This window comes from Citrobacter sp. RHBSTW-01044 (assembly GCF_013781945.1).
GTDB classification, from domain to species: domain Bacteria; phylum Pseudomonadota; class Gammaproteobacteria; order Enterobacterales; family Enterobacteriaceae; genus Citrobacter; species Citrobacter braakii.
In genome coordinates, this window is the sequence record NZ_CP056180.1 from 2,043,781 (window position 1) to 2,069,940 (window position 26,160).

Sequence of the window (26,160 nt, forward strand, 5' to 3'; positions counted from 1 at the left end):
AGACTGCCATAATGTTGTGTCCACGTCACCTCTTCAACTGGCGAAAGAGCCGCTGGCCTGACATAATCCCTGTTCAAATGAACAGGGGGCAGTGTGACGGACGATTTTGCAGCAGACGGTCAGTTGGCTAAAGCGATACCCGGTTTTAAACCGCGTGAACCACAGCGGCAGATGGCCTTCGCCGTCAGTCATGCTATTGAAAAATCACAGCCGCTTGTTGTCGAAGCCGGAACAGGAACGGGTAAAACCTACGCTTATCTTGCCCCTGCGCTGCGTGCCGGAAAGAAAGTAATTGTCTCCACGGGCTCGAAGGCGTTGCAGGATCAGCTATACAGCCGCGATTTACCCACAGTAGCGAAGGCTCTGGAATTCACGGGTAAACTGGCGCTACTGAAAGGGCGTTCAAACTATCTGTGTCTTGAGCGTCTCGAACAACAGGCGCTGGCGGGCGGTGACCTGCCGGTACAAACTTTAAGTGACGTCATTCTGCTACGCTCATGGTCAAATCAAACCCTTGATGGTGACATCAGCACCTGCGTCAGCGTGGCGGAAGACTCTCAGGCCTGGCCGCTGGTGACGAGCACAAACGATAATTGCCTTGGGAGCGACTGCCCGCTGTACAAAGAGTGCTTTGTCGTGAAAGCGCGCAAGAAGGCGATGGATGCGGATGTCGTCGTGGTAAACCACCATCTGTTTCTCGCTGATATGGTGGTGAAAGAGAGTGGGTTTGGCGAGCTGATCCCGGAAGCTGAAGTGATGATCTTCGATGAAGCGCATCAGTTACCGGATATCGCCAGCCAGTACTTTGGTCAATCGCTCTCCAGTCGCCAACTGCTGGATCTGGCGAAAGACATCACCATTGCCTATCGCACCGAGCTGAAAGACACTCAACAGCTTCAAAAATGCGCCGACCGACTGGCGCAAAGCGCGCAGGACTTCCGCCTGCAACTGGGCGAGCCGGGCTATCGAGGAAACTTGCGGGAACTGCTGGCCGATCCGCGCGTACAGCGCGCGTTTTTGTTGCTCGATGACACGCTGGAGCTGTGTTACGACGTGGCGAAACTGTCTCTCGGACGTTCCGCCTTGCTGGATGCCGCGTTTGAACGTGCCACGCTTTACCGTGCTCGTCTGAAGCGCCTGAAAGAGATCAACCAGCCAGGTTTCAGCTACTGGTATGAATGCACTTCGCGCCATTTCACCCTTGCGCTGACGCCGCTCACGGTGGCGGATAAATTCAAAGAAGTGATGGAACAGAAGCCGGGCTGCTGGATTTTTACCTCCGCGACGCTGTCGGTAAACGATGACCTTCATCATTTCACCGCGCGGCTGGGTATTGAAGATGCCGAGTCGATGCTGCTGCCAAGTCCATTTGATTACACCCGCCAGGCGCTGCTGTGCGTGCCGCGTAATCTCCCGCAAACCAACCAACCGGGAGCGGCGCGTCAGCTGGCATCCATGCTGCGTCCCATTATCGAAGCGAACAACGGTCGCTGCTTTATGCTGTGTACCTCGCACGCGATGATGCGCGATCTGGCGGAACAATTCCGCGCCACCATGACCCTTCCCGTGCTGCTGCAGGGCGAAACCAGTAAAGGGCAACTGTTACAGCAGTTTGTCAGCGCAGGTAATGCGTTACTGGTTGCCACCAGCAGCTTCTGGGAAGGGGTGGACGTGCGTGGCGATACGTTGTCGCTGGTGATTATTGATAAACTGCCGTTCACCTCGCCGGACGATCCGCTGTTAAAAGCGCGGATGGAGGACTGCCGTTTGCGCGGCGGTGATCCGTTTGAAGACGTTCAGTTGCCGGATGCGGTAATCACCCTGAAACAGGGCGTGGGGCGTCTGATTCGTGACGCTGACGACCGCGGGGTGCTGGTGATTTGCGACAACCGTCTGGTGATGCGACCTTACGGTGCCACTTTCCTGGCAAGTCTTCCGCCTGCGCCGCGGACGCGTGATATTGCTCGCGCTGTTCGTTTTCTTGCCATACCAACGACTGAGTAATTTGTTACGGAGTGTGGTAAGATGCGCGCCAAATTTATTGACCTGATCACAAACACCCATGCGAATTCTGGCTATCGATACCGCCACAGAGGCGTGCTCTGTTGCCCTGTGGAATGACGGTACTACCAAGGCTCATTTCGAGCTTTGCCCACGAGAACACACCCAACGAATTTTACCAATGGTCGAGGAAATCCTGGCCGCTGGCGATCTCACGTTAACCGATATCGACGCTCTGGCGTTTGGTCGCGGTCCTGGCAGTTTCACCGGTGTACGTATTGGTATTGGCATTGCTCAGGGGCTGGCGTTAGGCGCGAATTTACCGATGATCGGCGTCTCCACCCTGGCAACAATGGCGCAGGGAGCCTGGCGTAAGTCGGGCGCGACCCGCGTACTGGCCGCGATCGACGCGCGAATGGGCGAAGTCTATTGGGCCGAATACCTGCGTGATGAGAACGGCAACTGGCACGGTGAACAAACCGAAGCGGTGCTAACCCCCGAGCAGGTGCATGCGCGTTTACTGCAACTGTCTGGCGAGTGGGTAACGGTCGGAACGGGCTGGCCTGCCTGGCCTGAGCTCGGTAAAGACAGCGGTCTGACGCTGAGCGATGGCGACGTTTTGCTTCCGGCGGCTGAAGATATGCTGCCTGTTGCCACGCAAATGCTGGCTGCCGGTAAGACCGTGGCGGTTGAACATGCGGAACCGGTTTATTTACGTAACACCGTGGCATGGAAGAAACTTCCCGGTAAAGAATGAATCTTAGTAGTACATCCCTGGTCAATTCGCACAGCCGTCAGTGCGCAGCATGGTGAATTGGTCGGGGCAGAAGCTAAGAAAAGGGAGTCGCAATATGGCGGTGCAAAAGCAGTTATTGAAAGGTCTGTTGGCGGGCGCATTCGCGTTAATGCTTAGCGGTTGTGTCACCATCCCGGACGCGATTAAAGGTTCGAGCCCTACGCCGCAGCAGGATCTGGTGCGGGTTATGAATGCCCCGCAGCTGTATGTCGGACAGGAAGCGCGTTTCGGCGGTAAAGTGGTGGATATTCAGAACCAGCAGGGGAAATCCCGTCTGGAAATTGCCACTGTTCCTCTTGATAGTGGGGCGCGACCGGTGCTGGGCGAAGCCTCCCGCGGGCGAATTTATGCTGATGTAAATGGCTTCCTCGACCCGGTGGACTTCCGCGGTCAACTGGTTACCGTCGTCGGTCCGATTAGCGGTACTGTGGATGGAAAAATCGGTAATACGCCGTATAAATTCATGCTGATGCAGGTAACTGGCTATAAACGCTGGCATATTACTCAGCAAATTGTTATGCCGCCGCAGCCGATCGACCCCTGGTTCTACGGTGCGCGTGGTTGGCCTTACGGTGGCTACGGTGGATGGGGATGGTACAATCCCGGCCCGGCACAGGTTCAGACCATAGTAACTGAGTAACTCTTTGTTTTATGAGTAAAAGAAACAGCGGCTCGTCCGCTGTTTCTGCATTAACGTGGATATAAGAAAAATAAATAGTGACGTGCTTCGCAACCTTGTCGTTGTGTAATAAACAAACTGGTACGCTGAGTTAATATTATGTTAACAGTTTGTTTATTGCCTGGGGTTGTGATGACGACGAATACGCATTTTAGAGGTGATGTATTGAAAAAGGTTTGGCTTAACCGTTATCCCGCTGGTGTTCCTGCGGAGATCAATCCTGACCGTTATCAATCCCTGGTGGAACTCTTTGAACACTCAGTAAGACGGTATGCCGATCAGCCCGCGTTTGTAAACATGGGGGAGGTGATGACCTTCCGCAAGCTTGAAGAGCGTAGCCGGGCATTTGCGGCCTATTTGCAACAGGGACTCGGGCTGAAGAAGGGCGATCGCGTCGCATTGATGATGCCGAACCTGCTGCAATATCCGGTCGCACTGTTTGGGATTTTACGTGCTGGCATGATCGTCGTGAACGTGAACCCGCTGTACACGCCTCGCGAGCTGGAACATCAGCTCAACGACAGCGGCGCGTCGGCGATTGTCATCGTGTCTAACTTTGCCCACACGCTGGAAAAAGTCGTCGACAAAACGTCGGTGCAACACGTGATCCTGACGCGTATGGGGGATCAGCTGTCGACCGCCAAAGGGACGTTGGTTAACTTTGTCGTCAAGTATATCAAGCGTCTGGTGCCGAAATATCACCTGCCGGATGCCATCTCTTTTCGTAGTGCGCTGCAAAACGGTTATCGCATGCAGTATGTGAAACCCGAAGTGGTGTCGGAAGATCTGGCGTTCCTGCAATATACCGGGGGGACTACCGGTGTCGCGAAGGGCGCGATGCTTACGCACCGTAACATGCTGGCTAACCTTGAGCAGGTTAACGCCACTTATGGCCCGTTGCTGCATCCGGGTAAAGAACTGGTGGTGACGGCCCTACCGCTGTATCACATTTTTGCGCTGACGATGAACTGCCTGCTGTTTATTGAGCTGGGCGGTCAAAACCTGCTGATTACCAACCCGCGTGATATTCCGGGACTGGTAAAAGAGCTGGCGAAGTATCCGTTCACCGCCATGACCGGCGTCAACACGCTGTTTAACGCGCTGCTGAATAACAAAGAGTTCCAACAACTGGACTTCTCGTCACTGCACCTTTCGGCTGGCGGCGGGATGCCGGTTCAACAGGCGGTAGCTGAACGTTGGGTGAAGCTGACCGGTCAGTATCTGCTGGAAGGCTATGGCCTGACGGAGTGTGCCCCTCTGGTGAGCGTCAATCCTCATGATATCGACTACCACAGCGGCAGTATCGGGTTACCGGTTCCTTCCACCGAGGTCAAACTGGTGGATGACGACGATAACGAAGTGCCGCCGGGAGAACCGGGCGAACTGTGCGTGAAAGGTCCGCAAGTGATGCTGGGCTACTGGCAGCGACCAGACGCCACCGACGAAATCGTTAAAGACGGCTGGCTACACACCGGCGATATTGCGGTGATGGATGATGAAGGCTTCCTGCGTATTGTCGATCGTAAGAAAGATATGATCCTTGTGTCCGGCTTTAACGTCTATCCAAATGAAATTGAAGACGTGGTTATGCAACATCCTGGCGTACAGGAAGTGGCTGCGGTCGGCGTTCCGTCGGGCAGCAGCGGTGAAGCGGTGAAAATTTTCGTGGTGAAGAAAGATGACTCGTTAACTGATGAGGCGCTTATCACTTTCTGCCGTCGTCACCTGACGGGCTATAAAGTACCGAAGCTGGTGGAGTTTCGCGACGAGTTGCCGAAATCTAACGTCGGTAAAATTTTGCGACGAGAATTACGTGACGAAGCGCGCGCCAAAGTGGACAATAAAGGCTGAGCGTTAAGTCAGCCAGCAGAAAACGCCGGGTAATCCGGCGTTTTTTTTGGCGCAAACCTAAGAGAGCACGATTTGAATTATCAAATGATCACCACGGACGACGCGTTAGCCACGCTGTGCGAAGCCGTCCGTGAATTTCCGGCGATAGCCCTGGATACCGAATTTGTTCGCACACGTACCTATTATCCGCAGTTGGGGCTGATCCAGCTGTTTGATGGCAAACACGTTGCTCTGATTGATCCGCTAGGGATCACCGACTGGTCGCCCCTGCGCGATATTCTGCGTGATACCGCCATCACCAAATTCCTGCATGCGGGAAGTGAAGACCTGGAAGTGTTTCTCAACGCTTTTGGCGAACTTCCGCAGCCGTTAATTGACACACAAATCCTGGCTGCGTTTTGCGGTCGTCCGCTGTCGTGGGGCTTCGCCTCGATGGTGGAAGAGTTTACGGGGGTGGCGCTCGACAAAAGTGAATCGCGTACCGACTGGCTGGCCAGACCGCTGACCGAGCGTCAGTGCGAATACGCGGCGGCTGACGTCTGGTATCTGTTACCGATCACCACAAAACTGATGGCTGAAACCGAAGCCAGCGGCTGGCTGCCAGCTGCGCTGGACGAATGCCGCTTAATGCAACAGCGTCGCCAGGAGATTCTGGCGCCAGAAGACGCCTGGCGTGACATCACCAACGCATGGCAACTGCGCACCCGTCAGCTAGCCTGCCTGCAACTGCTTGCCGACTGGCGACTGCGTAAAGCACGCGAGCGCGATCTGGCGGTAAACTTCGTGGTGCGTGAAGAACACCTGTGGGCGGTGGCGCGTTATATGCCGGGCAGCCTGGGTGAACTGGATAGCCTGGGTCTTTCCGGGAGTGAAATTCGTTTCCACGGTAAAACGCTGATCGCCCTGGTGGAAAAGGCCCAGGCTTTACCGGAAGAGTCGCTACCGCAGCCGCTGCTGAATTTGATGGATATGCCAGGGTATCGCAAGGCGTTCAAAGCCATCAAAGCGCTGGTTGCCGAGGTGAGTGCGGAACATAATCTCAGCGTCGAACTTCTTGCTTCGCGTCGCCAGATCAACCAGTTGCTCAACTGGCACTGGAAATTAAAGCCGCAGCAATCCCTGCCAGAGCTGGTTTCCGGCTGGCGTGGCGAATTGATGTCCGATCGCCTCAACGCGCTGCTGCAGGAATACCCGCAGTAAGTCACCAGGCTCGCCGGGTCGCGCGTTTGCTGACCCGGCCTGCGCAACGCTACAGATCGAGCACCAGGCGCTTACCTTTGGCGCGCGAGCAGCAGATGAGCATGCTTTGCTGGCTGGCTTTTTCGTCGTCGCTGAAATACTGATCGCGGTGATCCGCTTCCCCTTCGAGAATCGTCGTTTCGCAGGTGCCGCAAACACCTTCCCGGCACAGGCACTCAACCCGGGCGGCTTTGTTATTTTCGATAACCTGCAAAATGGTCATCTCTTCCGGGACCACAAACTCGCGCCCGGAGCGCGCCAGCACCAGGGTGAAGGCGTCGCCGCCTTTCTCTTCCACGGCAAATTGTTCGAAATGTAGCGTATTGCTGTCCAGCCCAAGGCGGGAAGCCGCTTCTCTGACAGCATCGTTGAGCACCGCAGGGCCACAGGTGTAGATATGCGTGCCGGGTTCAACATCTGCCAGCAGACGGGCTAAATCGAGGCGGGTGCCTGCGTTCGACAGGTGCAGATGAATGCGATTGGCGCTGGGGTGTTGCATGAGTTCGTCATGAAACGCGCAGGTCTCCTTGCTGGGAGAGCAATAGTGCAGTTGCCATTGCGTCTGAGATTGTTCCAGCTCCGGGAGTTGCGATAAAAACGGTGTGATGCCGATACCTCCGGCAATCAACAGATGTTTTTGTGCCTGAGGGGCGAGGGCGAAGAGATTATTTGGTGTGGAGATCGTGAGCGTGTCGCCGGGCTTCACGTTTTGATGCAGGTATCGTGAGCCGCCTTTGGACGCTTCCTCCAGGCGTACGGCGATTTTATAGGCGCGCGTATCGCGTGGTGAACTCATCAGCGAGTACGCATTGCTGTACAGGTTCTCGCCATCGCGCATCTGCACGATAATATGGCTGCCACCCTGAAACGCAGGCAGCGACTCGCCTGAGGTTGCCGTTAAGGTGAAGCATTTTACCTGCGCGGTAATCGTCTCAATCCGGCTGACCCGGACTTCTTGCATTTGATAATCAGACATTGCGGCCTCCCTAAAAAATCTGTCCGACGCGCCTCAGCGACGCGTCGGAACCTGTCGTAACAGCCCCGGGTTATTCCTGAAAAACCTGGGCGACCAGATTATGGAAATGGGCAATGCCATGCTCGGAGATGCCACTGCCGCTGGTGTCCGCCATAATGCGTCCCTGGCCGCGATACCCGCGCGATTTCAGCCCTTTTTGTACGCTTTCAACCAGACGTAAATCTTCAGGACGAAAGACGTTGCGATACCATTCGATCAGTTGTTTCTGCTCTTCGGTCAGCTCTTCGTTGGTGAAGTAGATGTCATAGTTTTGCAGCGTGGTTTCCGCATCTACCGGGAATTCGTAGATAACGGTCATCATGCCTTTGATTGGCGTCACGTTGAGCATGGTGCACGGCCACAGCCAGAAACCGTGGAAGGCGGCATCAACCCCTTCTTCGAACTTAAATGACTGTTCTGAAGGTTTGGCGAAACCGTATTGCAGCGTCCAGTTGCCGTGCATGGTATGCCAGTAACGGTCAACCTGGACCGAGTCGGAAAAACCTGGATGGGCCGGACCGCAGTGGTAGCACTCCAGATAGTTATCGACGATATTCTTCCAGTTGGCTGGGGTACGGGTAGTAAAACGTGCAGCAAGTTTCAGGTCATGCACGTCTGGGCAGGCTTCGATAACTTTGTCCGCAAGTCCAGGGAGTTGTTCTTCCACGCTGCCCGCGTTCGGATCCATGTTAATAAACACGAATCCGGCATATTCTTCCAGGCGTACCGGTGTAAGGTGCGCTTTTTCGCTGTCGAAGTTGGCGACGTTTTCGCAGTTACGCGCATGCGCCAGATTGCCGTCAAGTTTGAACGCCCATGCGTGGTAAGGGCAGGTAATCACATTTTTCGCTTTCCCCTCGCCGCTCAACAACTGATGACCGCGATGCGGGCAGACGTTGTAGAAGGCCCGCAGCACGTTATCGCGCCCACGTACCAGCACGATATTCTCGCCAATCACTTCTCGGGTAACATAATCATTGGGTTTCGCCAGTTCGCTACTGTGGGCGACGCAAATCCAGCTTTTAGCGAACACCTTTTCTTGTTCGTGTTCGAAAGCCTGATGGTCGGTATAAAACCGGGCCGGGATAGTCCAGGCATCCTGCGGGTTGGCACAGAAATTTTGCGGCAGAATAAACTCAGGGCTCAGATTGCTCATTGGAATACCTTTAATTTGTGAGTAAGAGGATTTTTGTACTGGCGCTTAATTGTCGCCTTTGAGTAGTGTCCCGGCCGGTGGCGCGACCGGGACGTCAACGGGCGCTTCGGGAATATGACTTTCAATTTGATGCGCAGGAACGTGGGCATAGTCCTGCCGTACCCAGCGCAGAAAACCGCCAACCTTCACCAACAGGATGGCGAGGAATGGAAGAGCGGTCAGAACCACTGTGGTCTTCATGGTTTCCAGTGACGCGCCGGTGAACAAAATCGATAATGGGATCAGGGTGATAACCACGCACCAGAACAGACGAAGACTGCGCTGCGGATCTTCCCCTTCCTGCAGGTTGCGCGTGCTGGTGGCCGCCATGGTGTAGGCCACAGCATCCATGTGTGAGGCGAGGAATATAATCATGATCGCCAGATACGCCACCAGAAACAGTTTCCCGGCAGGCAACGACATCAACACTTGCTGTACGGCCGTCTCACCGCCCAGCGTCGCCATAACCTGCGGTACGTCGATCACGCCGTTCACAAACTGGTGAATGGAGTAGCTTTCCATCACGCCAAAGAAGAACCAGCAGCCAACAGTGCTACCGAGGATTAATGCCCAGATAACCTCTTTGATTTTGCGACCACGAGATACGCGAGTGACAAACATTGCCACGCCCGGCGTGTAGGAGATCCACCACAGCCAGTAGAACACCGTCCAGTTACGGGTGAACTCACCGTTGCCAAGCGGGTCGGTGAAGAGGCTCATTTGCAAAAAGTTTTGTGTCGTCAGGCCGATGGCGTTGATGATGTTGTTGGTGATGAACTCGGTCGGGCCGACGATCAGCACCAGCAGCGGCAGTAAAAATGCCCCCCAGCCGACCATTTTGCTCAGACGTTGCAAACCGTTATTGATGCCAATCCAGGAGCTCAGGCAGAAAATGCCGCCAGAGAACAGGATCACAAACGCCTGCACCGTGAAGTTATCCGGTAACCCCGTCAGGGCAGACAAAACGCGGGTAAAGGTGGCGGCGGTGACGACCAGAGAGATGGTTAACGCGCCAACTGTCGCGATCAGGAACATCAGGTCAACCAGGCGACCCCAGACGCCCTGCGGATGCACGCCGGTAATAGCGGCGATAATCCCGGACAGGCTCAGTCCTTTGTTTTTACGCACATGGAAGTGGTAGGCCATGGTTAATGAGGCCAACGTGTAGGTCGCCCATGCGCTGATCCCCCAATGGAAAAAGGAATAGGGCAGGCTGTATTCCAGCGCTTTTTGCGAGTGCGGCGCGATATTCAGACCCGGGGTCTGGTAATAATAGGCCCACTCAGCAACGCCCCAGTAGAGCGTGGAGGAGCCTAATCCGGCGCATATAAACATAAACAGCCAGGAGAGCGTGCTGTATTCCGCTTTACCTTCTCCCAGACGGATGTTGCCGTATTTGCTGGTAGCCAGCCAGACGACCAGACCCATAGCCATCAGAACGAGGATCTGCACGGCGGAACCCAGCATCCGGGTAACGCCGTTGAAAAGAGTATTTGCGACTTGTGCAGACTGCTGAGGGAAGAGACTAAGTGTGGCGGCGATGAAAAGAATAGCCACCAGGCTGATGGCTATCAGCGGCATGTCTTTTTTCTTGACGTTGCTCAACATGGGATCTCCTGGGCACAGTTGCCCGCGTATGGCATTAGCCTGTCGTTGTTATCATGCTGTAGGGGTAGAATGAGTTACTTTGTATTTAACAATTTTATTATTTGTTCTTTACATGAATTAAACAATTGCCCGATGCGTGAAGCAATAAAACACGGAACGGAAATAATAAAAGGTGAATTAGCGCAGGTTATTGGCTCCACAAAACGCATAAAAAAGCCGCGTCAGTGACGCGGCTCATATTTCGTGGTTTGACCTCTAACGTAGTGCCTGACAGATGGCTTCTCCCACCTGTTGCGTGGTGGCGCTGCCTTTCATATCCGGCGTTTTCGGGCCACTGGCAATAACGTGCTCAATTGCCGCCAGAATTCCGTCGTGGGCAGCCTTATAGTTGGCATCACCCTTGCCAAGGAAGTCCAGCATCATGGCGCCAGCCCAGATAGTGGCAATCGGGTTGGCGATGTTTTTTCCGTAAATATCGGGGGCCGAACCATGCACCGGCTCGAACAGGGACGGGAAGGTGCGTTCCGGGTTTAAGTTGGCAGAAGGTGCGATGCCAATCGTCCCGGTACAGGCCGGACCCAGATCGGAGAGGATGTCGCCGAACAGGTTGGAGGCAACCACAACGTCAAAGCGCTCCGGCTGCATCACAAAGCGAGCGCACAGTATATCGATATGCTGTTTATCCCAACGGATCTCAGGATAGTTAGCCGCCATTGCTTCAACACGCTCGTCCCAGTAAGGCATGCTGATGGCCAGACCATTGGATTTGGTCGCCGAGGTCAGGGTTTTGCGCGGGCGGTTTTGCGCCAGCTCGAAGGCGTAACGCAATATACGATCTACGCCGCGACGGGTGAAGACCGACTCCTGGATAACCACCTCGTGTTCCGTCCCTTCACTCACGCGTCCGCCGAGAGAAGAGTATTCTCCCTCGGTGTTCTCGCGTACGACGTAGAAATCAATGTCGCCTGGCTGCTTGCCCGCCAGTGGGCAAGGGACTCCCGGGAACAGGCGTACCGGACGCAGGTTGACGTACTGGTCGAATTCGCGGCGAAACTTAAGCAGCGAGCCCCATAAAGAGATGTGGTCCGGTACGGTGTCCGGCCAGCCAACGGCGCCAAAATAGATAGCATCAAAGGATTGCAACTGCTCATGCCAGTCATCCGGCATCATTTTACCGTGATGGGCGTAGTACTCGCAGCTCGCCCATTCCATTTGCTCAAAGCTGAGCGACAACCCCCAACGCTCGGCGGCTGCCTGTAACACATGAATGCCTTCAGGCAGCACTTCTTTACCAATGCCATCTCCGGGGATAGCGGCAATACGACAGGTTTTCTTCATAGCAGCTCTCACTTGTACGCCATCAAAATTGACTTTCCCCTTATCCTATAATTGACTGATTAATAGTTAATCCCCCTAACTGGTGAAACATAAAACACAGATCATGAATAATCTGCCGCTGCTAAATGATTTACGCGTCTTTATGCTGGTTGCCCGTCGGGCAGGATTTGCCGCCGTTGCCGAGGAACTGGGTGTATCACCGGCTTTTATCAGTAAGCGAGTAGCCCTGCTGGAGCAGACACTGAACGTGGTGCTGCTGCACCGGACAACGCGGCGTGTAACCATCACGGAAGAGGGGGAGCGGATCTACGAATGGGCGCAGCGGATCCTGCAGGATGTCGATCAGATGATGGACGAGTTGTCGGATGCCAGGCAGATCCCGCAGGGGATGCTACGTATTATTAGTAGCTTTGGTTTTGGCCGTCGGGTGGTGGCTCCGGCGCTGTCTGCGCTGGCAAAAGCGTACCCGCAGTTAGAACTGAGGTTCGATGTTGAAGACCGCCTGGTGGATATGGTGAATGAGGGCGTCGATCTTGATATTCGTATCGGGGATGACATCGCGCCGAACCTGATTGCCCGCAAGCTGGCGACTAACTACCGTATTCTGTGCGCTTCGCCGGAATTTGTGGCGCAGCACGGGACGCCGAAGCAACTCAACGATCTCTCCACTTTTCCTTGTCTGGTTATCAAAGAGCGCGACCATCCGTTTGGCATCTGGCAAATGCGTAATAAAGAGGGCGCTCACTCAATTAAAGTTACGGGGCCTCTGTCGTCTAATCATGGCGAAGTGGTACATCAGTGGTGTCTTGATGGGCAGGGAATTGCCCTGCGTTCGTGGTGGGACGTTTGCGACAACATTGCCGGTGGACATCTGGTACACGTATTACCCGAGTATTATCAACCAGCAAATATATGGGCGGTTTATGTTTCTCGGCTGGCGACGTCGGCAAAAATCCGTATTACGGTTGAGTATTTGCGCCGCTATTTTGCCGAAAACTATCCAAAGTTTACTTTGGAATAAATCCGCAACAGCCTGGCAAGAAACTGAAAATAAAAAAGGCAGAATAATCTGCCTTTTTTTGCAACTATAACTCACTGAGCAAAGCCGTTATTTAGACTCTTCAGCTTCAGGTAATGTCACGTTAAGTTCGAGGATAGAAATATCGCCGTCTTTTTGTTCAAGCTGTACGGTGACCATTTCGGGATCAATTTGTACATACTTGCAGATAACCTCGAGAATATCTTTCCTCAGTTGCGGTAAATAATGTGGCTCGGCGTCACTACGACGACGTTCCGCAACAATAATCTGCAGTCGCTCTTTAGCGATGTTCGCTGTGCTCTTTTTCCGCGAGAGAAAAAAATCCAGTAATGCCATAACTTATCCTCCGAACAGGCGTTTGAGGAAACCTTTCTTCTCTTCTTCAATGAAGCGGAAAGGACGTTCTTCTCCCAACAGACGGTCTACGGTATCAGCATAGGCTTTACCGGCATCAGCATTGATGTCGAGAATAACCGGCTCACCCTGGTTAGACGCGCGCAGGACTGACTGATCTTCAGGAATCACGCCAACCAGCTTGATTCGCAGAATTTCCAGTACGTCTTCCATGCTCAGCATGTCACCTTTATTTACGCGGCCAGGGTTGTAGCGCGTCAGCAACAAATGCTCTTTAATCGGATCTTCACCGTTTTCCGCACGACGAGATTTCGACGCCAGAATACCCAGAATACGGTCAGAGTCACGTACAGAGGAGACTTCCGGGTTAGTGGTGATAATCGCTTCATCGGCAAAATACAGGGCCATCAGCGCGCCGGTTTCAATACCCGCTGGGGAGTCGCAGACGATGAAATCGAATTCCATCGTTTTCAGGTCGTCCAGAACTTTCGCGACGCCTTCACGCGTCAGCGCGTCTTTATCGCGAGTCTGTGAGGCCGGAAGAATAAAGAGATTTTCGGTACGCTTATCTTTGATTAACGCCTGATTTAACGACGCATCGCCCTGAATAACGTTGACGAAGTCGTAAACGACGCGGCGTTCACAACCCATAATCAGATCGAGGTTACGCAGGCCGATATCAAAATCAATAACGACAGTTTTCTTTCCCTTCTGGGCCAAACCTGTAGCGATGGCCGCGCTGGAGGTGGTTTTGCCAACGCCCCCTTTACCCGAAGTAACAACAATAATGCGTGCCATAGAAATTCCTTGTTAAAAAGGGATCAATTCAACGGTTGAACTGTCAAAGCGTTCTCTGCTAATTGCAGACGGGCCGCTTTGCCATAAAATTCTGCTGGGATTTTATCACTCAGCCAATAAACACCTGCGATAGACACCAGTTCTGCCGTCAGATGGGTACAAAAAATTTGCGCTTCACGATCGCCGCTTGCACCTGCCAGCGCACGGCCTCTCATCATTCCATAAACATGAATATTGCCATCAGCGATAAGCTCTGCGCCCGCACTGACGTGGCTTGTAACAATCAGATCACATTGTGGAGCATAAATGCGCTGACCGGAACGAACCGGCACATTTATTAATCGTGTTTTTGTGATGGGAGTAACGTTTTGCGGTGGAGCGACGGGAGCCGGGACCTCAACAGGCGCAGGACGAATAGCTTTTTCTTTACCTTCAGTCAGTAAAGGAAGACCCATTTCGTCGATTTCTGCCTTTAGTCTGGCGTCTTTGCATCCGCTAACGCCAATAATGCGCAATCCGGTAGACGCGACAACTTTCTGCAGCGCTGACCAGTTTACTGGGCTTTCAAGACCACTCACGTTAACCACCACGGGAGCATGTTTTAAAAAAGCCGGTGCCTGCGCGATTTTGTCTTCCAACGCCTGACGAATAACCTCGGGTTCTGCTTCATGTAAATGAACCACTGATAAGGTGAAGCTACTGCCTTTAAGCTCGATTGGCGTGTTTGACATCCTGGCCTTACTCAATTTGCTATTTATCATCCCCAGCGCGGGGTGATATTCCGAAGACTATAAGGCATGTTATAGTCAGTATTATATTGAGGCAAGCCACCATTCCGTGAATTCAGAGTAAAAGATATGTTTTGTGTGATCTACCGAAGCAGCAAACGTGACCAGACCTATTTATATGTCGAAAAAAAAGACGATTTCTCGCGCGTTCCTGAAGAACTGATGAGAGGATTTGGTCAGCCGACGCTGGCAATGATGTTACCGCTTGATGGGCGTAAAAAATTAGTTAATGCCGATCTTGAAAAAGTAAAACAGGCCCTGACCGAGCAGGGCTATTATTTACAAATACCCCCGCCGCCAGAAGATTTACTTAAACAGCATCTGGCAGCGGCAAAACAAAATACACCAGACGCTAAACGTTAAACTGCATCCGGCAGCAGCACGTTCCATCGATGCAGTACCTGAAATCTATGACTACGTTAGGGGAAAGTAATGTATCAACATCACAACTGGCATGGTGCTCTGCTGGATTATCCGGTGAGTAAGGTGGTTTGCGTAGGGAGTAACTATGCTAACCATATTAAAGAGATGGGCGGAACCACCCCGGAAGAACCGGTTCTGTTTATTAAACCGGAAACCGCGCTGTGCGATTTGCGCCAGCCGCTGGTGATCCCATCTGATATGGGGTCTGTCCACCATGAAGTTGAGCTGGCTGTGCTGATTGGCGCGACCCTGCGGCAAGCGACAGAAGATCATGTGCGTAAAGCCATCGCCGGTTATGGTGTCGCGCTGGATCTGACCCTGCGCGATATTCAGGGCAAAATGAAGAAGGCGGGGCAGCCATGGGAAAAAGCGAAGGGTTTTGATAACTCTTGCCCGCTGTCTGGATTTATTCCGGTGGCGGAATTTAATGGCGATCCGCAGGATACGATGCTTGGATTAACGGTCAACGGTGAAACTCGCCAGCACGGCTCCACGGCGGACATGATCCATCACATCGTTCCCTTGATTGCTTATATGAGCCGTTTCTTTACCCTCAAAGCGGGCGATGTGGTGCTAACGGGAACGCCAGCAGGCGTGGGACCTTTAAGCAGCGGCGACGAACTGGCCATCAGTTTTCACGGTCAAACGCTAACAACCCGCGTGCTGTAATCTCTGCTTGCCGCCTTTTCGGGCGGCAAAACTTGCATCAGCGTGCCAGACTGGTTATAAGGTGCAGCTTTATTGCAATAGCGGAAACCCTGATGAGCGACATACCTTTCTGGCAAAGTAAAACCCTTGATGAAATGACCGATGCCGAGTGGGAGTCATTATGTGACGGGTGCGGTCAATGCTGCCTGCATAAGCTGATGGATGAAGACACTGACGAAATCTACTTTACCAACGTCGCCTGTCGTCAGCTCAACATTAAAACCTGCCAGTGTCGTAATTACGAACGTCGATTCGAGTACGAGCCTGACTGCATCAAACTGACGCGTGATAATCTGCCGACTTTTGAATGGTTGCCGATGACCTGCGCCTATCGTCTGCTCGCAGAAGGAAAAGGGCTACCGGAGTGGCACCCGTTGTTGACAGGATCAAAAGCGGCGATGCACGGTGAACGTATCTCAGTTCGTCATATTGCGGTGAAAGAGTCGGAAGTGCGTGACTGGCAGGATCATATCCTGAACAAACCTTCATGGGCGGACTGAGCCGCCCATCGATTAGCAGGCGTTAAGGGTTAAGACTTTTTCGCCTGATACATCTCATCGGAGTGGTTGTCATCTTCCACCCAGAAGTTAATGTTGAATTGCGCATCGTCGCTTAATTCAACGCGATGCCAGTACTGCGGTGGGCTGGTCGCGAACTGACCGGCATTAATCACCACTTTCACTTCAGGTTCTTTTGCGTCTTCATTGGCAAAGCCATAATACGTTACCGTACCTTCCATCACGCAGAGCTGTCCGAACACGCCTGCTGCGGTGTTATGGTGAGAAAGAAGTGCTGCCGGGACGTTGTCTTTGGTAAAGAAGGGAGTAGAGCGTTTTACTTTCCAGTTTGCCGGGATGCGTAAATGGGACATCAGACATCTCCTTGGTGTGGCATCTATAAGATGTATTTAATATACATTTTATAGATGCCAGCAGGCAATGAATTTAAGGTAAAAAAAAACGCTCCCGAAGGAGCGTCTCTGTTAGCGACCGAAGAGGTCACGTTTTTTCGGTTTAAACGGCTGTGCTATGACTACCAGCACGGCGACCACCAGGTAAGCGGCGAAGATCCCCAACAGCCACTGTGGCATTTCCAGGGTTAAAAAAGACCACTGGCGTTCAGCACAGTCACCGGATGCTAAAAACACCTGCGGCAGCCATTTGTCCAGCGGCAGCCAGCTCGGGAAGCGTGCGGCAAAATCACAGGTCATAAACGGTGATGGGTGCAACTGAATCATGGTGTGCTCATACGCTAACTGAAGTCCGCGCCAGGCACTGTAAATCCAGATAATCATCGCCACATAGCGCAGCGGCGTTTTTGGTGCGATAGCCCCCACCAGCCCCGCGCCCATCACGCCAAATAATGCGCTACGTTCGTAAATACACAACACGCAAGGTTTTAGCAGCATGACGTGCTGGAACCACAGCGCGACAAGCTCCAGCGCAAAGGCGGTTAACGCCAACAATAACCATGCACCACGACCTCGGGAGCACTGGTTTAAAAATCGCAACATAATAATTTCCCTGCAACATGCGTAGAGAGCGCAGTTTAAACCAATTCAATTTATGCGCCACTAGCAGGAATTGAAAATTTGAGTAATCGGATAATTATCATGCAAAAAGTCAAACCGGGCAGTGATTTGCCCGGTAAATTGTTATGAAAGTGTAGCTAACCAGCCCGCCTGGGTCATCCACTCAGTCACCGGAACAAGCGTGAACTCGACGCAAAGCAGACCAACCAGCGTCAGGACGAGAGTATAAGGCAGAGCCATCCACACCATGCGGCCATAAGAGAGTCGAATCAATGGTGCCAGCGCGGAGGTCAGCAGGAACAGGAATGCCGCCTGGCCGTTTGGCGTAGCAACGGAAGGCAGGTTAGTCCCGGTATTGATCGCCACCGCTAACAGCTCAAATTGGTTAAGGCTGATGGTCCCATGTTCCAACGCGGCTTTGGCTTCGTTAATGTAGATGGTGCCGACAAACACGTTATCAGAGATAGAAGACAGCAGGCCGTTAAAGAGATAGAACAGCGTCAGTTGAGCATGTTCAGAGGACTGCAAAACAAACTGAATAATCGGTGAAAAGAGCTGTTGATCGATAATCACCGCAACGATAGAGAAGAACACGGTCAGCAGGGCGGTGAAAGGCAGCGACTCGGTAAACGCTTTACCAATCGCGTGTTCGTCAGTAACGCCGGTCAACGACGTGGCCAGGATAATGACGGACAGACCGATTAATCCGACTTCCGCCAGATGCAGGGCCAGGGCAACCACCAGCCAGATACCGATAATCGCCTGGACAATCAGTTTGATTTTTTCCTGACGAGTACGCTGCTGACGGCTTTGATCGTCAAACTGTTGCAGGACATCGCGGACGGTCGCCGGCAGCGTTTCGCCATAGCCAAACCAGCGCAATTTCTCAACCAGCATGCAGGTTAACAGGCCGCAAATCAGCACCGGGACGGTAACTGGCGACATGCGCAGGAAAAAGTCACCAAAATGCCAGCCAGCCGCTTTGGCGATAATCAGGTTTTGCGGTTCGCCGACCATAGTCATTACGCCGCCTAACGCTGTACCGACACCCGCATGCATCATCAGGCTGCGTAGAAAACCACGGAACTGCTCCAGTACGACCTTATTGTGCTGATCGATATGGCTATCATCGAGCATATTGTTGTCTTCCGTGCGGGAAGAGGCGAAGCGATGGTAAATACCATAAAAACCAACCGCTACGCTGATTACCACGGCAACGACGGTCAGCGCATCCAGGAATGCAGAAAGGAAGGCGGCGGCAACGCAAAATGCCAGCGACAGCAGCATCTTGGAGCGAATCGTAAGCAGTAGGCGGGTGAAAATAAACAGCAGCAACTGCTTCATAAAGTAGATGCCAGCCACCATAAACATCAGCAGCAACAGCACCTCAAGGTTAGCGGCAACCTCTTCACGCACATGTGTGGCGCTGGTCATGCCGATGATGACCGCCTCGATGGCTAGCAGCCCGCCTGGTAGCAGTGGGTAACATTTTAACGCCATCGCCAGCGTAAAAATGAACTCGGCCACCAACAGCCAGCCCGCAATAAAGGGATTGATGAAAAATATTACCGGGTTAACGACTAAGAATACGAGTAGTGCAAGTTTGTACCAGTCAGGTGATTGACCTAAAAAATTGCGCCACATAGCGCGGCCCCATGATAGCTCCATGGTGATTTCCCTACCTTTAAAAATGAAATCATGTTTTTATGTTTGACCGCAAAGCTTAGCGGGAGGAGGGAGTACAGGCAAGCTATTCACGCGACGGACAAGGCTGGCTGTGCTTCAGCGTAATCTGGAAAATGAAGCCTTGATCCACTTTTTCTTCATTGCGTCAGCTATCAGCCATGTAGCCCGTCTGGTATGATAACTGTAACTATGTTTTGCTGTGTAATGGAATTATCACTATGGTCATTAAGGCGCAAAGCCCGGCTGGGTTCGCGGAAGAGTACATCATTGAAAGTATCTGGAATAACCGCTTCCCACCTGGCACTATTTTGCCTGCTGAACGTGAACTCTCTGAACTGATTGGAGTGACACGTACCACGTTACGCGAGGTATTACAGCGTCTGGCGCGGGACGGCTGGTTGACCATTCAACACGGCAAGCCGACGAAGGTGAATAACTTCTGGGAAACCTCCGGGCTAAATATCCTTGAAACGCTGGCGCGTCTCGATCACGAGAGCGTGCCGCAGCTTATTGATAATCTGCTGTCCGTGCGTACCAACATCTCGACGATCTTTGTTCGTACCGCGTTTCGCCAGCATCCTGATAAAGCGCAGGAGGTTCTGGCAACGGCAAATCAGGTGGCCGACCATGCTGATGCGTTCGCCGATCTGGACTATAACATTTTCCGCGGTCTGGCATTTGCCTCTGGCAATCCGATTTACGGTTTGATCCTCAATGGAATGAAGGGATTATATACCCGCATTGGCCGCCATTATTTCGCCAATCCGGAAGCCCGCGCGCTGGCGCTGAGCTTTTACCGTAAGCTGTCAGAACTTTGTGATCAGGGTGCTCATGAGCAGGTATATGAAACGGTGCGTCGCTATGGTCACGACAGCGGCGAGATTTGGCATCGTATGCAGAAAAACCTGCCGGGCGATTTAGCTATTCAGGGGCGCTAATCGCAGCTTATCCGGCCTACGAAATGCATTGTAGGCCGGATAAGACGTTTTCGCGTCGCCATCCGGCAATAAGATTTACAGACCGTTCATCCTCGGCGGGCAACGCTCCAGCAGTTCCACACTGCCGTCTTCATTCTGCTGCTCCAGCATCACGTCAAAACCCCAGAGCCGGTGCACATGCTTGAGCACCTCTTTGCGTCCTTTATCCAGCGGAGCGCGATTATGCGGAATATAGCGCAAGGTGAGCGAGCGGTCGCCGCGCAGATCGACATTCCAGATTTGAATATTCGGCTCAAGGTTGCTCAGGTTATATTGCGACGACAGCCTGTTGCGGATCTCACGATATCCTTCCTCGTTGTGAATCGCGGAAATCTCCAGATAATTATGACGATCGTCATCCAGCACGGTGAACAGGCGGAAATCACGCATAACCTTCGGTGACAGAAACTGGCTGATAAAGCTCTCATCTTTGAAATCGCGCATCGCGAAATGCAGGGTTTCCAGCCAGTCAGAACCCGCTATATCCGGGAACCAGTATTTGTCCTCTTCGGTAGGCGACTGACAAATTCGTTTAATATCCTGGAACATGGCAAAACCCAGGGCATAGGGGTTTATGCCGCTATACCACGGGCTGTTGTACGGCGGCTGGAATACCACGTTGGTATGGCTATGTAAAAACTCCAGCATAAACCGTTCGGTGACTTTACCTTCGTCATAAAGGTGATTAAGGATGGTGTAATGCCAGAAAGTGGCCCACCCTTCGTTCATCACCTGGGTCTGTTTCTGCGGATAAAAATACTGGCTGACCTTGCGCACAATGCGCAGCACTTCGCGTTGCCAGGATTCCAGCAGCGGGGCGTTCTTCTCCATGAAGTACAGCAGGTTCTCCTGCGGTTCAGAAGGATAACGTCGGGCTTCTGCAACGGTTTTCTCTTCTTCTTTCTTCGGCAGCGTACGCCACAACATATTTACCTGGCTTTGCAGATACTCTTCACGGCTTTTCTGTCGGGCTTTCTCTTCCTGTAGGGAGATTTTTTGCGGGCGTTTGTAACGATCCACGCCGTAGTTCATCAGCGCGTGACAGGAGTCGAGGAGCTTTTCGACTTCATCCACGCCGTAACGCTCTTCACACTGGGTAATATAGTTTCGCGCGAAGATCAGGTAATCAACGATGGAGCTGGCATCCGTCCAGCTACGGAACAAATAGTTGTTTTTAAAGAAGGAGTTATGTCCGTAGCAGGCATGCGCCATCACCAACGCCTGCATGGTGATGGTGTTCTCCTCCATCAAATACGCGATACACGGATTGGAGTTGATAACAATCTCATAGGCCAGCCCCTGCTGACCATGCTTATACAAACGCTCGGTTTCAATAAATTTTTTACCAAACGACCAGTGAGGATAGTTGATTGGCATCCCGACGCTGGAGTAAGCGTCCATCATTTGTTCGGAGGTGATCACCTCGATTTGGTGCGGGTAGGTATCCAGTCTGTAGAGTTTCGCCACGCGGTCTATTTCCGCCAGATAGACATCCAGCAGATCAAACGTCCAGTCGGGTCCATCGCTTAACCGTGTGCTGTCCTTGTTCATGGAATCAATCGTAGCCATTCGCGCACCCTCATTGTTGGCGGCACTCTCTGTCTGGAGTACCTCATTTCAAGCATAGATCATGGTGTTAAAAAACGTGCTGCGGCTGAATTTTTTTCTTTGCGATTTCTTGTTAGCGAGGCGTCGAAAAACGGTATGGCCGCAAAATTTTATGCTGGATAAAAATAACGCACAGCAGGAGATACCAAAGCAGGGAGTTCCCCGCCATCACCGCCATATGTGAGATAAGTCACCATAAAAAAGCCATATGTTGAATAATATTTTCAACTGAGTTATCAAGATGTAATTAGATGATTGTTCTTTTACTGTTAACGGAGTGGCTATGCGAGTTGTCATACTGGGAAGTGGTGTCGTTGGCGTGACCAGCGCCTGGTACTTAAGTCAGGCTGGACACGATGTCACCGTCATTGATCGTGAGCCCGGTCCGGCACTGGAAACCAGTGCGGCGAACGCGGGGCAAATCTCTCCAGGTTATGCAGCACCCTGGGCGGCGCCAGGTGTTCCGCTTAAAGCAATTAAATGGATGTTTCAGCGCCACGCGCCGCTGGCCGTTCGCCTCGACGGGACGCAGTTCCAGTTGAAATGGATGTGGCAGATGCTACGCAACTGCGACACCAGCCATTACATGGAAAACAAGGGCCGGATGGTGCGACTGGCGGAATACAGCCGTGATTGCCTGAAAGCGCTACGCGCCTCTACCGGTATCGAGTACGAAGGACGCCAGGGCGGAACGTTACAACTGTTCCGTACCGCTCAACAGTATGAGAACGCGACCCGCGACATCGCCGTCCTCGAAGACGCCGGCGTGCCGTATCAGCTCCTGGAAGCAAGCCGTCTGGCGGAAGTTGAACCGGCGCTGGCGGAAGTGGCACACAAGCTGACCGGCGGTCTGCGTTTACCGAATGACGAAACCGGTGACTGCCAGCTGTTTACCCAGCGTCTGGCGCTGATGGCGGAGCAGGCGGGTGTGAAATTTCGCTTTAATACTCCGGTCGATAAGCTGTTGAGCGATGGTGAGCAGATTTATGGCGTTCAGTGTGGCGAGGAGATAGTCAAAGCCGATGCCTATGTAATGGCGTTCGGCTCGTACTCTACGGCGATGCTGAAGGGGATCGTTGATATTCCGGTCTATCCGCTCAAAGGCTATTCATTGACCATTCCGGTGGCGCAAGATGACGGCGCGCCGGTTTCAACGATCCTTGATGAAACCTACAAAATCGCCATTACCCGCTTTGATAATCGTATTCGCGTTGGCGGCATGGCGGAGATTGTCGGCTTCAATACGGAATTGCTGCAACCCCGTCGTGAGACGCTGGAGATGGTCGTCCGCGATCTCTTCCCACGCGGTGGGCATGTGGAGCAGGCAACCTTCTGGACCGGGCTGCGTCCGATGACGCCGGACGGTACGCCAGTGATCGGGCGAACGCGCTTTAAGAATCTACTGCTTAATACCGGCCACGGCACGCTGGGCTGGACCATGGCCTGCGGTTCGGGTCAGTTGCTGAGCGACATTCTGTCAGGCCGCACACCAGCCATTCCTTACGACGATCTGAGCGTGGCGCGTTACAGCCCGGGGTTTACCCCATCTCGTCCACGGCATTTACATGGCGCACATAACTGATAAGGACGTGAGATGACTCGCCCGATACTGGCCAGCATTGACCTGCAGGCGTTGAAACAAAACCTGACCATTACCCGCCAGGCCGCGCCGGACGCCCGCGTCTGGTCGGTGGTGAAAGCCAATGCATACGGACACGGCATTGAACGTGTCTGGAATGCGCTGGGCACAACCGACGGTTTTGCCATGCTCAATCTTGAAGAAGCGATAACCCTGCGTGAGCGCGGGTGGAAAGGCCCGATACTCATGCTGGAGGGATTTTTCCACGCCGAAGACCTGATGGTGTATGACAAATATCGTCTGACCACCTGTGTACACAGTAACTGGCAATTAAAAGCGCTGCAGAATGCGCGCCTCAACGCGCCGCTGGATGTTTACCTGAAGGTGAACAGCGGCATGAACCGACTGGGTTTCTTACCGGAAAGAGTATCAACGGTCTGGCAACAGCTGCGGGCAATGCCCAACGTCGGTGAAATGACGCTGATGTCCCACTTTGCAGATGCGGAGCACCCGGAAGGTATTCAGGACGCCATGGCGCGGATTGCACAGGCGACAGAAGGGCTGGAGTGCAGACGGTCGCTGTCCAATTCGGCCGCCACACTGTGGCACCCTGAAGCACATTATGACTGGGTGCGCCCGGGCATTATTTTGTATGGTGCATCACCTTCGGGACAGTGGCGGGACATCGCCAATACCGGCCTGAAACCGGTCATGACCCTGAGCAGCGAGATAATCGGCATACAGACGCTAAAAGCTGGAGATCGGGTGGGCTACGGGGGACGCTATACCGCCAGCGGCGAGCAGCGCATTGGCATTGTGGCGACCGGGTATGCAGACGGTTATCCGCGCCATGCGCCAAGCGGAACGCCGGTGCTGGTGGACGGCGTACGCACGACAACGGTGGGGACGGTCTCAATGGATATGCTGGCGGTAGATCTGACACCGTGTCCGCAAGCGGGGATCGGGACGCCGGTAGAGCTGTGGGGCAAAGAGATTAAAATTGACGATGTGGCCAGCGCAGCGGGTACGGTGGGCTACGAGTTGATGTGTTCTCTGGCGCTGCGCGTGCCGGTTGTGACGGTGTAACGTATCTGAAGCCGGATGTCGACGCTGATGTGTTTCATCCGGCTACACCGTTTATGCGACGCAGAGCGCAGGCCGGGCAAGGCGCTGCTGCCGCCCGGCAAAAAGCATCAACGCGCCTCATCCTCATCTTCAGCAACGCGAACACCGACCTTCAGCACCGCATTATCTTCTTTCTCAGCAACCGTCCAGATCATGCCAGCAAATTCAACCTGGTCACCCACGACCGGCGCGGCACCAAGCAGATGCTGAACAATTTCACCCAGCGTTTGCTGTTTATCACGATACTCTGTGCCATCTTCCAGGCCATAAATCAGTGCCACATCGGCATATTTCGCGCTGGCCTCGAGAATAAAATCACCGAAGAAGCGCTGGTCTAACGACACCGGCGGCGACTGGCTGAACAGCTTGCCGAGAGCAGGGAGATCGCGCTCGCGGCCAATGACGCACAGAACATCGCCTTCACGCAGCCGCGTACTGCCGGATGGGTGAAACAGCACGTTGTCCCGAAACAGGGCGGCAATTCGCGTCTCTTCCGGCATATGCAGGTCACGCAATGCGGCTCCTACACACCACTTATCCGCGCTGAGCTGATAAACAAACTGCTCCCAGGGGTTTTCCGGGTGAATATCCAGACCAATGCGCGAAACGGGCCAGCCGACGGGAGGAACCACCACTTTGGCTTTTTTGGCGGCCCAGGAAAGCGACGTTCCCTGAAACAGCAGCGAGATCAGAACCACGAAGAACGCGACGTTAAAGAACAGGCGCGCATTCTCCAGACCCGCCATCATTGGGAACACGGCGAGGATGATGGGGACTGCACCGCGCAGGCCCACCCAACTGATGAAAATGCGCTCGCGCAGATTGAAGCCACGAAACGGCAGCAGTCCGGCGAAGACCGAAAGCGGACGGGCAATGAATATCATCCATGCAGACAAAATCAGCGCAGGGATCGCGATAGGCAGCAGGTCGGACGGCGTAACCAGCAGTCCCAGCACCAGGAACATGGCGATTTGCGCCAGCCATGCCAGACCGTCGAAGTTTTGCAGAATGCCAAATCGGTTGCGGATGGGGCGATTACCCAGCAGGAAACCACACAGATAGACCGCCAGAATACCGCTGCCTTCCAGTGCAGTGGTCAGGGCAAAAATCAGGATCCCACCGCTTAAGGCCAGTAGCGGATAAAGCCCGGCAGGCAGTGAAATGCGGTTAATCATTTGCTGAAGCAGGTAGCCCCCACCGAGACCCAGTATGATCCCTAAGCCGAACTGCTGGATAATATGCACTGCAAACATCCAGCTTAAACCGGTCTCGTGATTTTGAATCATGGCGATAAGCGTGATGGTTAAAAACACCGCCATCGGGTCATTACTCCCGGATTCAATTTCCAGCGTAGAGCCAACACGCTCGTTAAGCCCCTTGCCGCCGAGCAGGGAAAAAACCGCCGCGGCATCGGTTGAACCGACAATCGCGCCAATCAGGAGTCCTTCAATAAGATCCAGATGAAACAGCCACGCGGCCATCATGCCGGTGAGTCCGGAGGTAATCAGCACCCCGACGGTCGCCAGCGACAGAGCCGGGCCTAACGCGACACGAAATGAGCTGGCCTGGGTGCGCATCCCGCCGTCGAGCAGGATAACCGCCAGCGCCAGGTTACTCACCATATAGGCGAAAGGGTAGTTATCGAAAGGAATACCGCCCACGCCGTCGACTCCCGCTAACATACCGATAGCGAGAAATATCACCAGAATAGGGATACCAAGACGTGATGAGAATGAACTGAGTAAGATACTGCAGGTGACGAGTACGGAACCCAAAATAAAAAGGCTAATTATTGCTGCGGCATCCAACGTTCGGTTACTCC

General features: G+C 53.3%; 24 protein-coding genes. 12 read left to right on the forward strand and 12 right to left on the reverse strand.

Annotation, left to right across the window (positions count from 1 at the left end; all coding sequences use genetic code 11):
- The first annotated feature begins 93 nt into the window (after positions 1-93).
- The 5 genes from HV352_RS09880 (at position 94) to rnd (ending at position 6,527) form a co-directional block, all read left to right on the forward strand.
- Positions 94-2,004: an ATP-dependent DNA helicase gene (locus tag HV352_RS09880; protein ID WP_016153386.1), complete on the forward strand. Its 1,911-nt coding sequence runs from the start codon at positions 94-96 to the stop codon at positions 2,002-2,004.
- A 58-nt stretch (positions 2,005-2,062) separates the two neighbouring features.
- Complete coding sequence (gene tsaB / locus HV352_RS09885; protein WP_181635386.1) at positions 2,063-2,758, forward strand: tRNA (adenosine(37)-N6)-threonylcarbamoyltransferase complex dimerization subunit type 1 TsaB; 696 nt, start codon at positions 2,063-2,065, stop codon at positions 2,756-2,758.
- A gap of 94 nt (positions 2,759-2,852) precedes the next feature.
- Positions 2,853-3,437, forward strand: coding sequence for a Slp family lipoprotein (locus tag HV352_RS09890; RefSeq protein WP_053389065.1), 585 nt, complete (start codon positions 2,853-2,855; stop codon positions 3,435-3,437).
- Positions 3,438-3,641: 204 nt separating this feature from the next.
- Complete coding sequence (fadD, locus tag HV352_RS09895; RefSeq protein ID WP_181635387.1) at positions 3,642-5,327, forward strand: long-chain-fatty-acid--CoA ligase FadD; 1,686 nt, start codon at positions 3,642-3,644, stop codon at positions 5,325-5,327.
- Between the two features lie 84 nt (positions 5,328-5,411).
- On the forward strand, positions 5,412-6,527 hold the full coding sequence (rnd, locus tag HV352_RS09900) for a ribonuclease D (RefSeq protein ID WP_016156789.1): 1,116 nt from the start codon (positions 5,412-5,414) through the stop codon (positions 6,525-6,527).
- Between the two features lie 49 nt (positions 6,528-6,576).
- On the opposite strand, the gene HV352_RS09905 is transcribed toward rnd, so the two are convergent.
- The 4 genes from HV352_RS09905 to HV352_RS09920 form a co-directional block, all read right to left on the reverse strand.
- Entirely contained in the window at positions 6,577-7,542 is a 966-nt protein-coding gene (locus HV352_RS09905; protein ID WP_181635388.1) for a PDR/VanB family oxidoreductase, read from the reverse strand.
- Positions 7,543-7,612: 70 nt separating this feature from the next.
- Entirely contained in the window at positions 7,613-8,737 is a 1,125-nt protein-coding gene (gene yeaW / locus HV352_RS09910; protein ID WP_003833746.1) for a carnitine monooxygenase, oxygenase subunit YeaW, read from the reverse strand.
- Between the two features lie 45 nt (positions 8,738-8,782).
- A complete protein-coding gene (locus tag HV352_RS09915; RefSeq protein ID WP_181635389.1) occupies positions 8,783-10,384 on the reverse strand; it encodes a BCCT family transporter in 1,602 nt (533 codons plus the stop codon).
- A 255-nt stretch (positions 10,385-10,639) separates the two neighbouring features.
- A complete protein-coding gene (locus HV352_RS09920) occupies positions 10,640-11,722 on the reverse strand; it encodes a tartrate dehydrogenase (RefSeq protein ID WP_153646320.1) in 1,083 nt (360 codons plus the stop codon).
- A gap of 103 nt (positions 11,723-11,825) precedes the next feature.
- On the opposite strand from HV352_RS09920, the gene HV352_RS09925 reads away from it, so the two are divergent.
- Positions 11,826-12,743: a LysR family transcriptional regulator gene (locus tag HV352_RS09925; protein ID WP_016153377.1), complete on the forward strand. Its 918-nt coding sequence runs from the start codon at positions 11,826-11,828 to the stop codon at positions 12,741-12,743.
- Between the two features lie 87 nt (positions 12,744-12,830).
- On the opposite strand, the gene minE is transcribed toward HV352_RS09925, so the two are convergent.
- The 3 genes from minE to minC are packed head-to-tail and all read right to left on the reverse strand — an operon-like array spanning position 12,831 to position 14,644.
- Complete coding sequence (gene minE / locus HV352_RS09930) at positions 12,831-13,097, reverse strand: cell division topological specificity factor MinE (RefSeq protein ID WP_001185666.1); 267 nt, start codon at positions 13,095-13,097, stop codon at positions 12,831-12,833.
- Between the two features lie 3 nt (positions 13,098-13,100).
- Positions 13,101-13,913: a septum site-determining protein MinD gene (gene minD / locus HV352_RS09935; protein WP_003020956.1), complete on the reverse strand. Its 813-nt coding sequence runs from the start codon at positions 13,911-13,913 to the stop codon at positions 13,101-13,103.
- Positions 13,914-13,936: 23 nt separating this feature from the next.
- On the reverse strand, positions 13,937-14,644 hold the full coding sequence (minC, locus tag HV352_RS09940; RefSeq protein ID WP_016153376.1) for a septum site-determining protein MinC: 708 nt from the start codon (positions 14,642-14,644) through the stop codon (positions 13,937-13,939).
- Positions 14,645-14,770: 126 nt separating this feature from the next.
- On the opposite strand from minC, the gene HV352_RS09945 reads away from it, so the two are divergent.
- The 3 genes from HV352_RS09945 to HV352_RS09955 all read left to right on the forward strand — a co-directional run bounded on the left by HV352_RS09945 (position 14,771) and on the right by HV352_RS09955 (position 16,332).
- Positions 14,771-15,064: a YcgL domain-containing protein gene (locus HV352_RS09945; protein WP_016153375.1), complete on the forward strand. Its 294-nt coding sequence runs from the start codon at positions 14,771-14,773 to the stop codon at positions 15,062-15,064.
- Positions 15,065-15,133: 69 nt separating this feature from the next.
- Positions 15,134-15,793 (forward strand): fumarylacetoacetate hydrolase family protein, encoded by a 660-nt coding sequence (locus HV352_RS09950; protein WP_016156786.1) that lies wholly within the window; start codon positions 15,134-15,136, stop codon positions 15,791-15,793.
- Between the two features lie 92 nt (positions 15,794-15,885).
- Positions 15,886-16,332 (forward strand): YcgN family cysteine cluster protein, encoded by a 447-nt coding sequence (locus tag HV352_RS09955; protein WP_016153373.1) that lies wholly within the window; start codon positions 15,886-15,888, stop codon positions 16,330-16,332.
- Between the two features lie 29 nt (positions 16,333-16,361).
- Here HV352_RS09955 and HV352_RS09960 read toward each other — a convergent pair whose 3' ends face one another.
- The 3 genes from HV352_RS09960 to nhaB all read right to left on the reverse strand — a co-directional run bounded on the left by HV352_RS09960 (position 16,362) and on the right by nhaB (position 19,031).
- Complete coding sequence (locus HV352_RS09960; protein WP_016153372.1) at positions 16,362-16,703, reverse strand: DUF1971 domain-containing protein; 342 nt, start codon at positions 16,701-16,703, stop codon at positions 16,362-16,364.
- 111 nt (positions 16,704-16,814) lie between these two features.
- A complete protein-coding gene (gene dsbB, locus HV352_RS09965) occupies positions 16,815-17,345 on the reverse strand; it encodes a disulfide bond formation protein DsbB (RefSeq protein ID WP_003844060.1) in 531 nt (176 codons plus the stop codon).
- Positions 17,346-17,486: 141 nt separating this feature from the next.
- Positions 17,487-19,031 carry a Na(+)/H(+) antiporter NhaB gene (gene nhaB / locus HV352_RS09970; RefSeq protein WP_181635390.1) on the reverse strand — a complete coding sequence of 515 codons (1,545 nt, stop codon included), beginning with the start codon at positions 19,029-19,031 and terminating at the stop codon, positions 17,487-17,489.
- 236 nt (positions 19,032-19,267) lie between these two features.
- Here nhaB and fadR point away from each other — a divergent pair, with 236 nt between their 5' ends.
- Complete coding sequence (gene fadR / locus HV352_RS09975) at positions 19,268-19,987, forward strand: fatty acid metabolism transcriptional regulator FadR (RefSeq protein ID WP_016153370.1); 720 nt, start codon at positions 19,268-19,270, stop codon at positions 19,985-19,987.
- Positions 19,988-20,062: 75 nt separating this feature from the next.
- On the opposite strand, the gene HV352_RS09980 is transcribed toward fadR, so the two are convergent.
- Positions 20,063-21,595: a SpoVR family protein gene (locus HV352_RS09980; RefSeq protein WP_003833557.1), complete on the reverse strand. Its 1,533-nt coding sequence runs from the start codon at positions 21,593-21,595 to the stop codon at positions 20,063-20,065.
- Between the two features lie 322 nt (positions 21,596-21,917).
- On the opposite strand from HV352_RS09980, the gene HV352_RS09985 reads away from it, so the two are divergent.
- Positions 21,918-23,216 (forward strand): D-amino acid dehydrogenase, encoded by a 1,299-nt coding sequence (locus HV352_RS09985; protein WP_046275019.1) that lies wholly within the window; start codon positions 21,918-21,920, stop codon positions 23,214-23,216.
- A gap of 12 nt (positions 23,217-23,228) precedes the next feature.
- The gene (gene dadX, locus HV352_RS09990) at positions 23,229-24,299 is read left to right on the forward strand and encodes a catabolic alanine racemase DadX (RefSeq protein ID WP_046275018.1); all 1,071 of its coding nucleotides are present in this window, start codon (positions 23,229-23,231) and stop codon (positions 24,297-24,299) included.
- 107 nt (positions 24,300-24,406) lie between these two features.
- Here the strand turns inward: dadX and HV352_RS09995 are convergent, their stop codons facing one another.
- Positions 24,407-26,146, reverse strand: a complete 1,740-nt coding sequence (locus HV352_RS09995; protein WP_016153367.1) for a potassium/proton antiporter — start codon at positions 26,144-26,146, stop codon at positions 24,407-24,409.
- Positions 26,147-26,160: the final 14 nt, after the last annotated feature.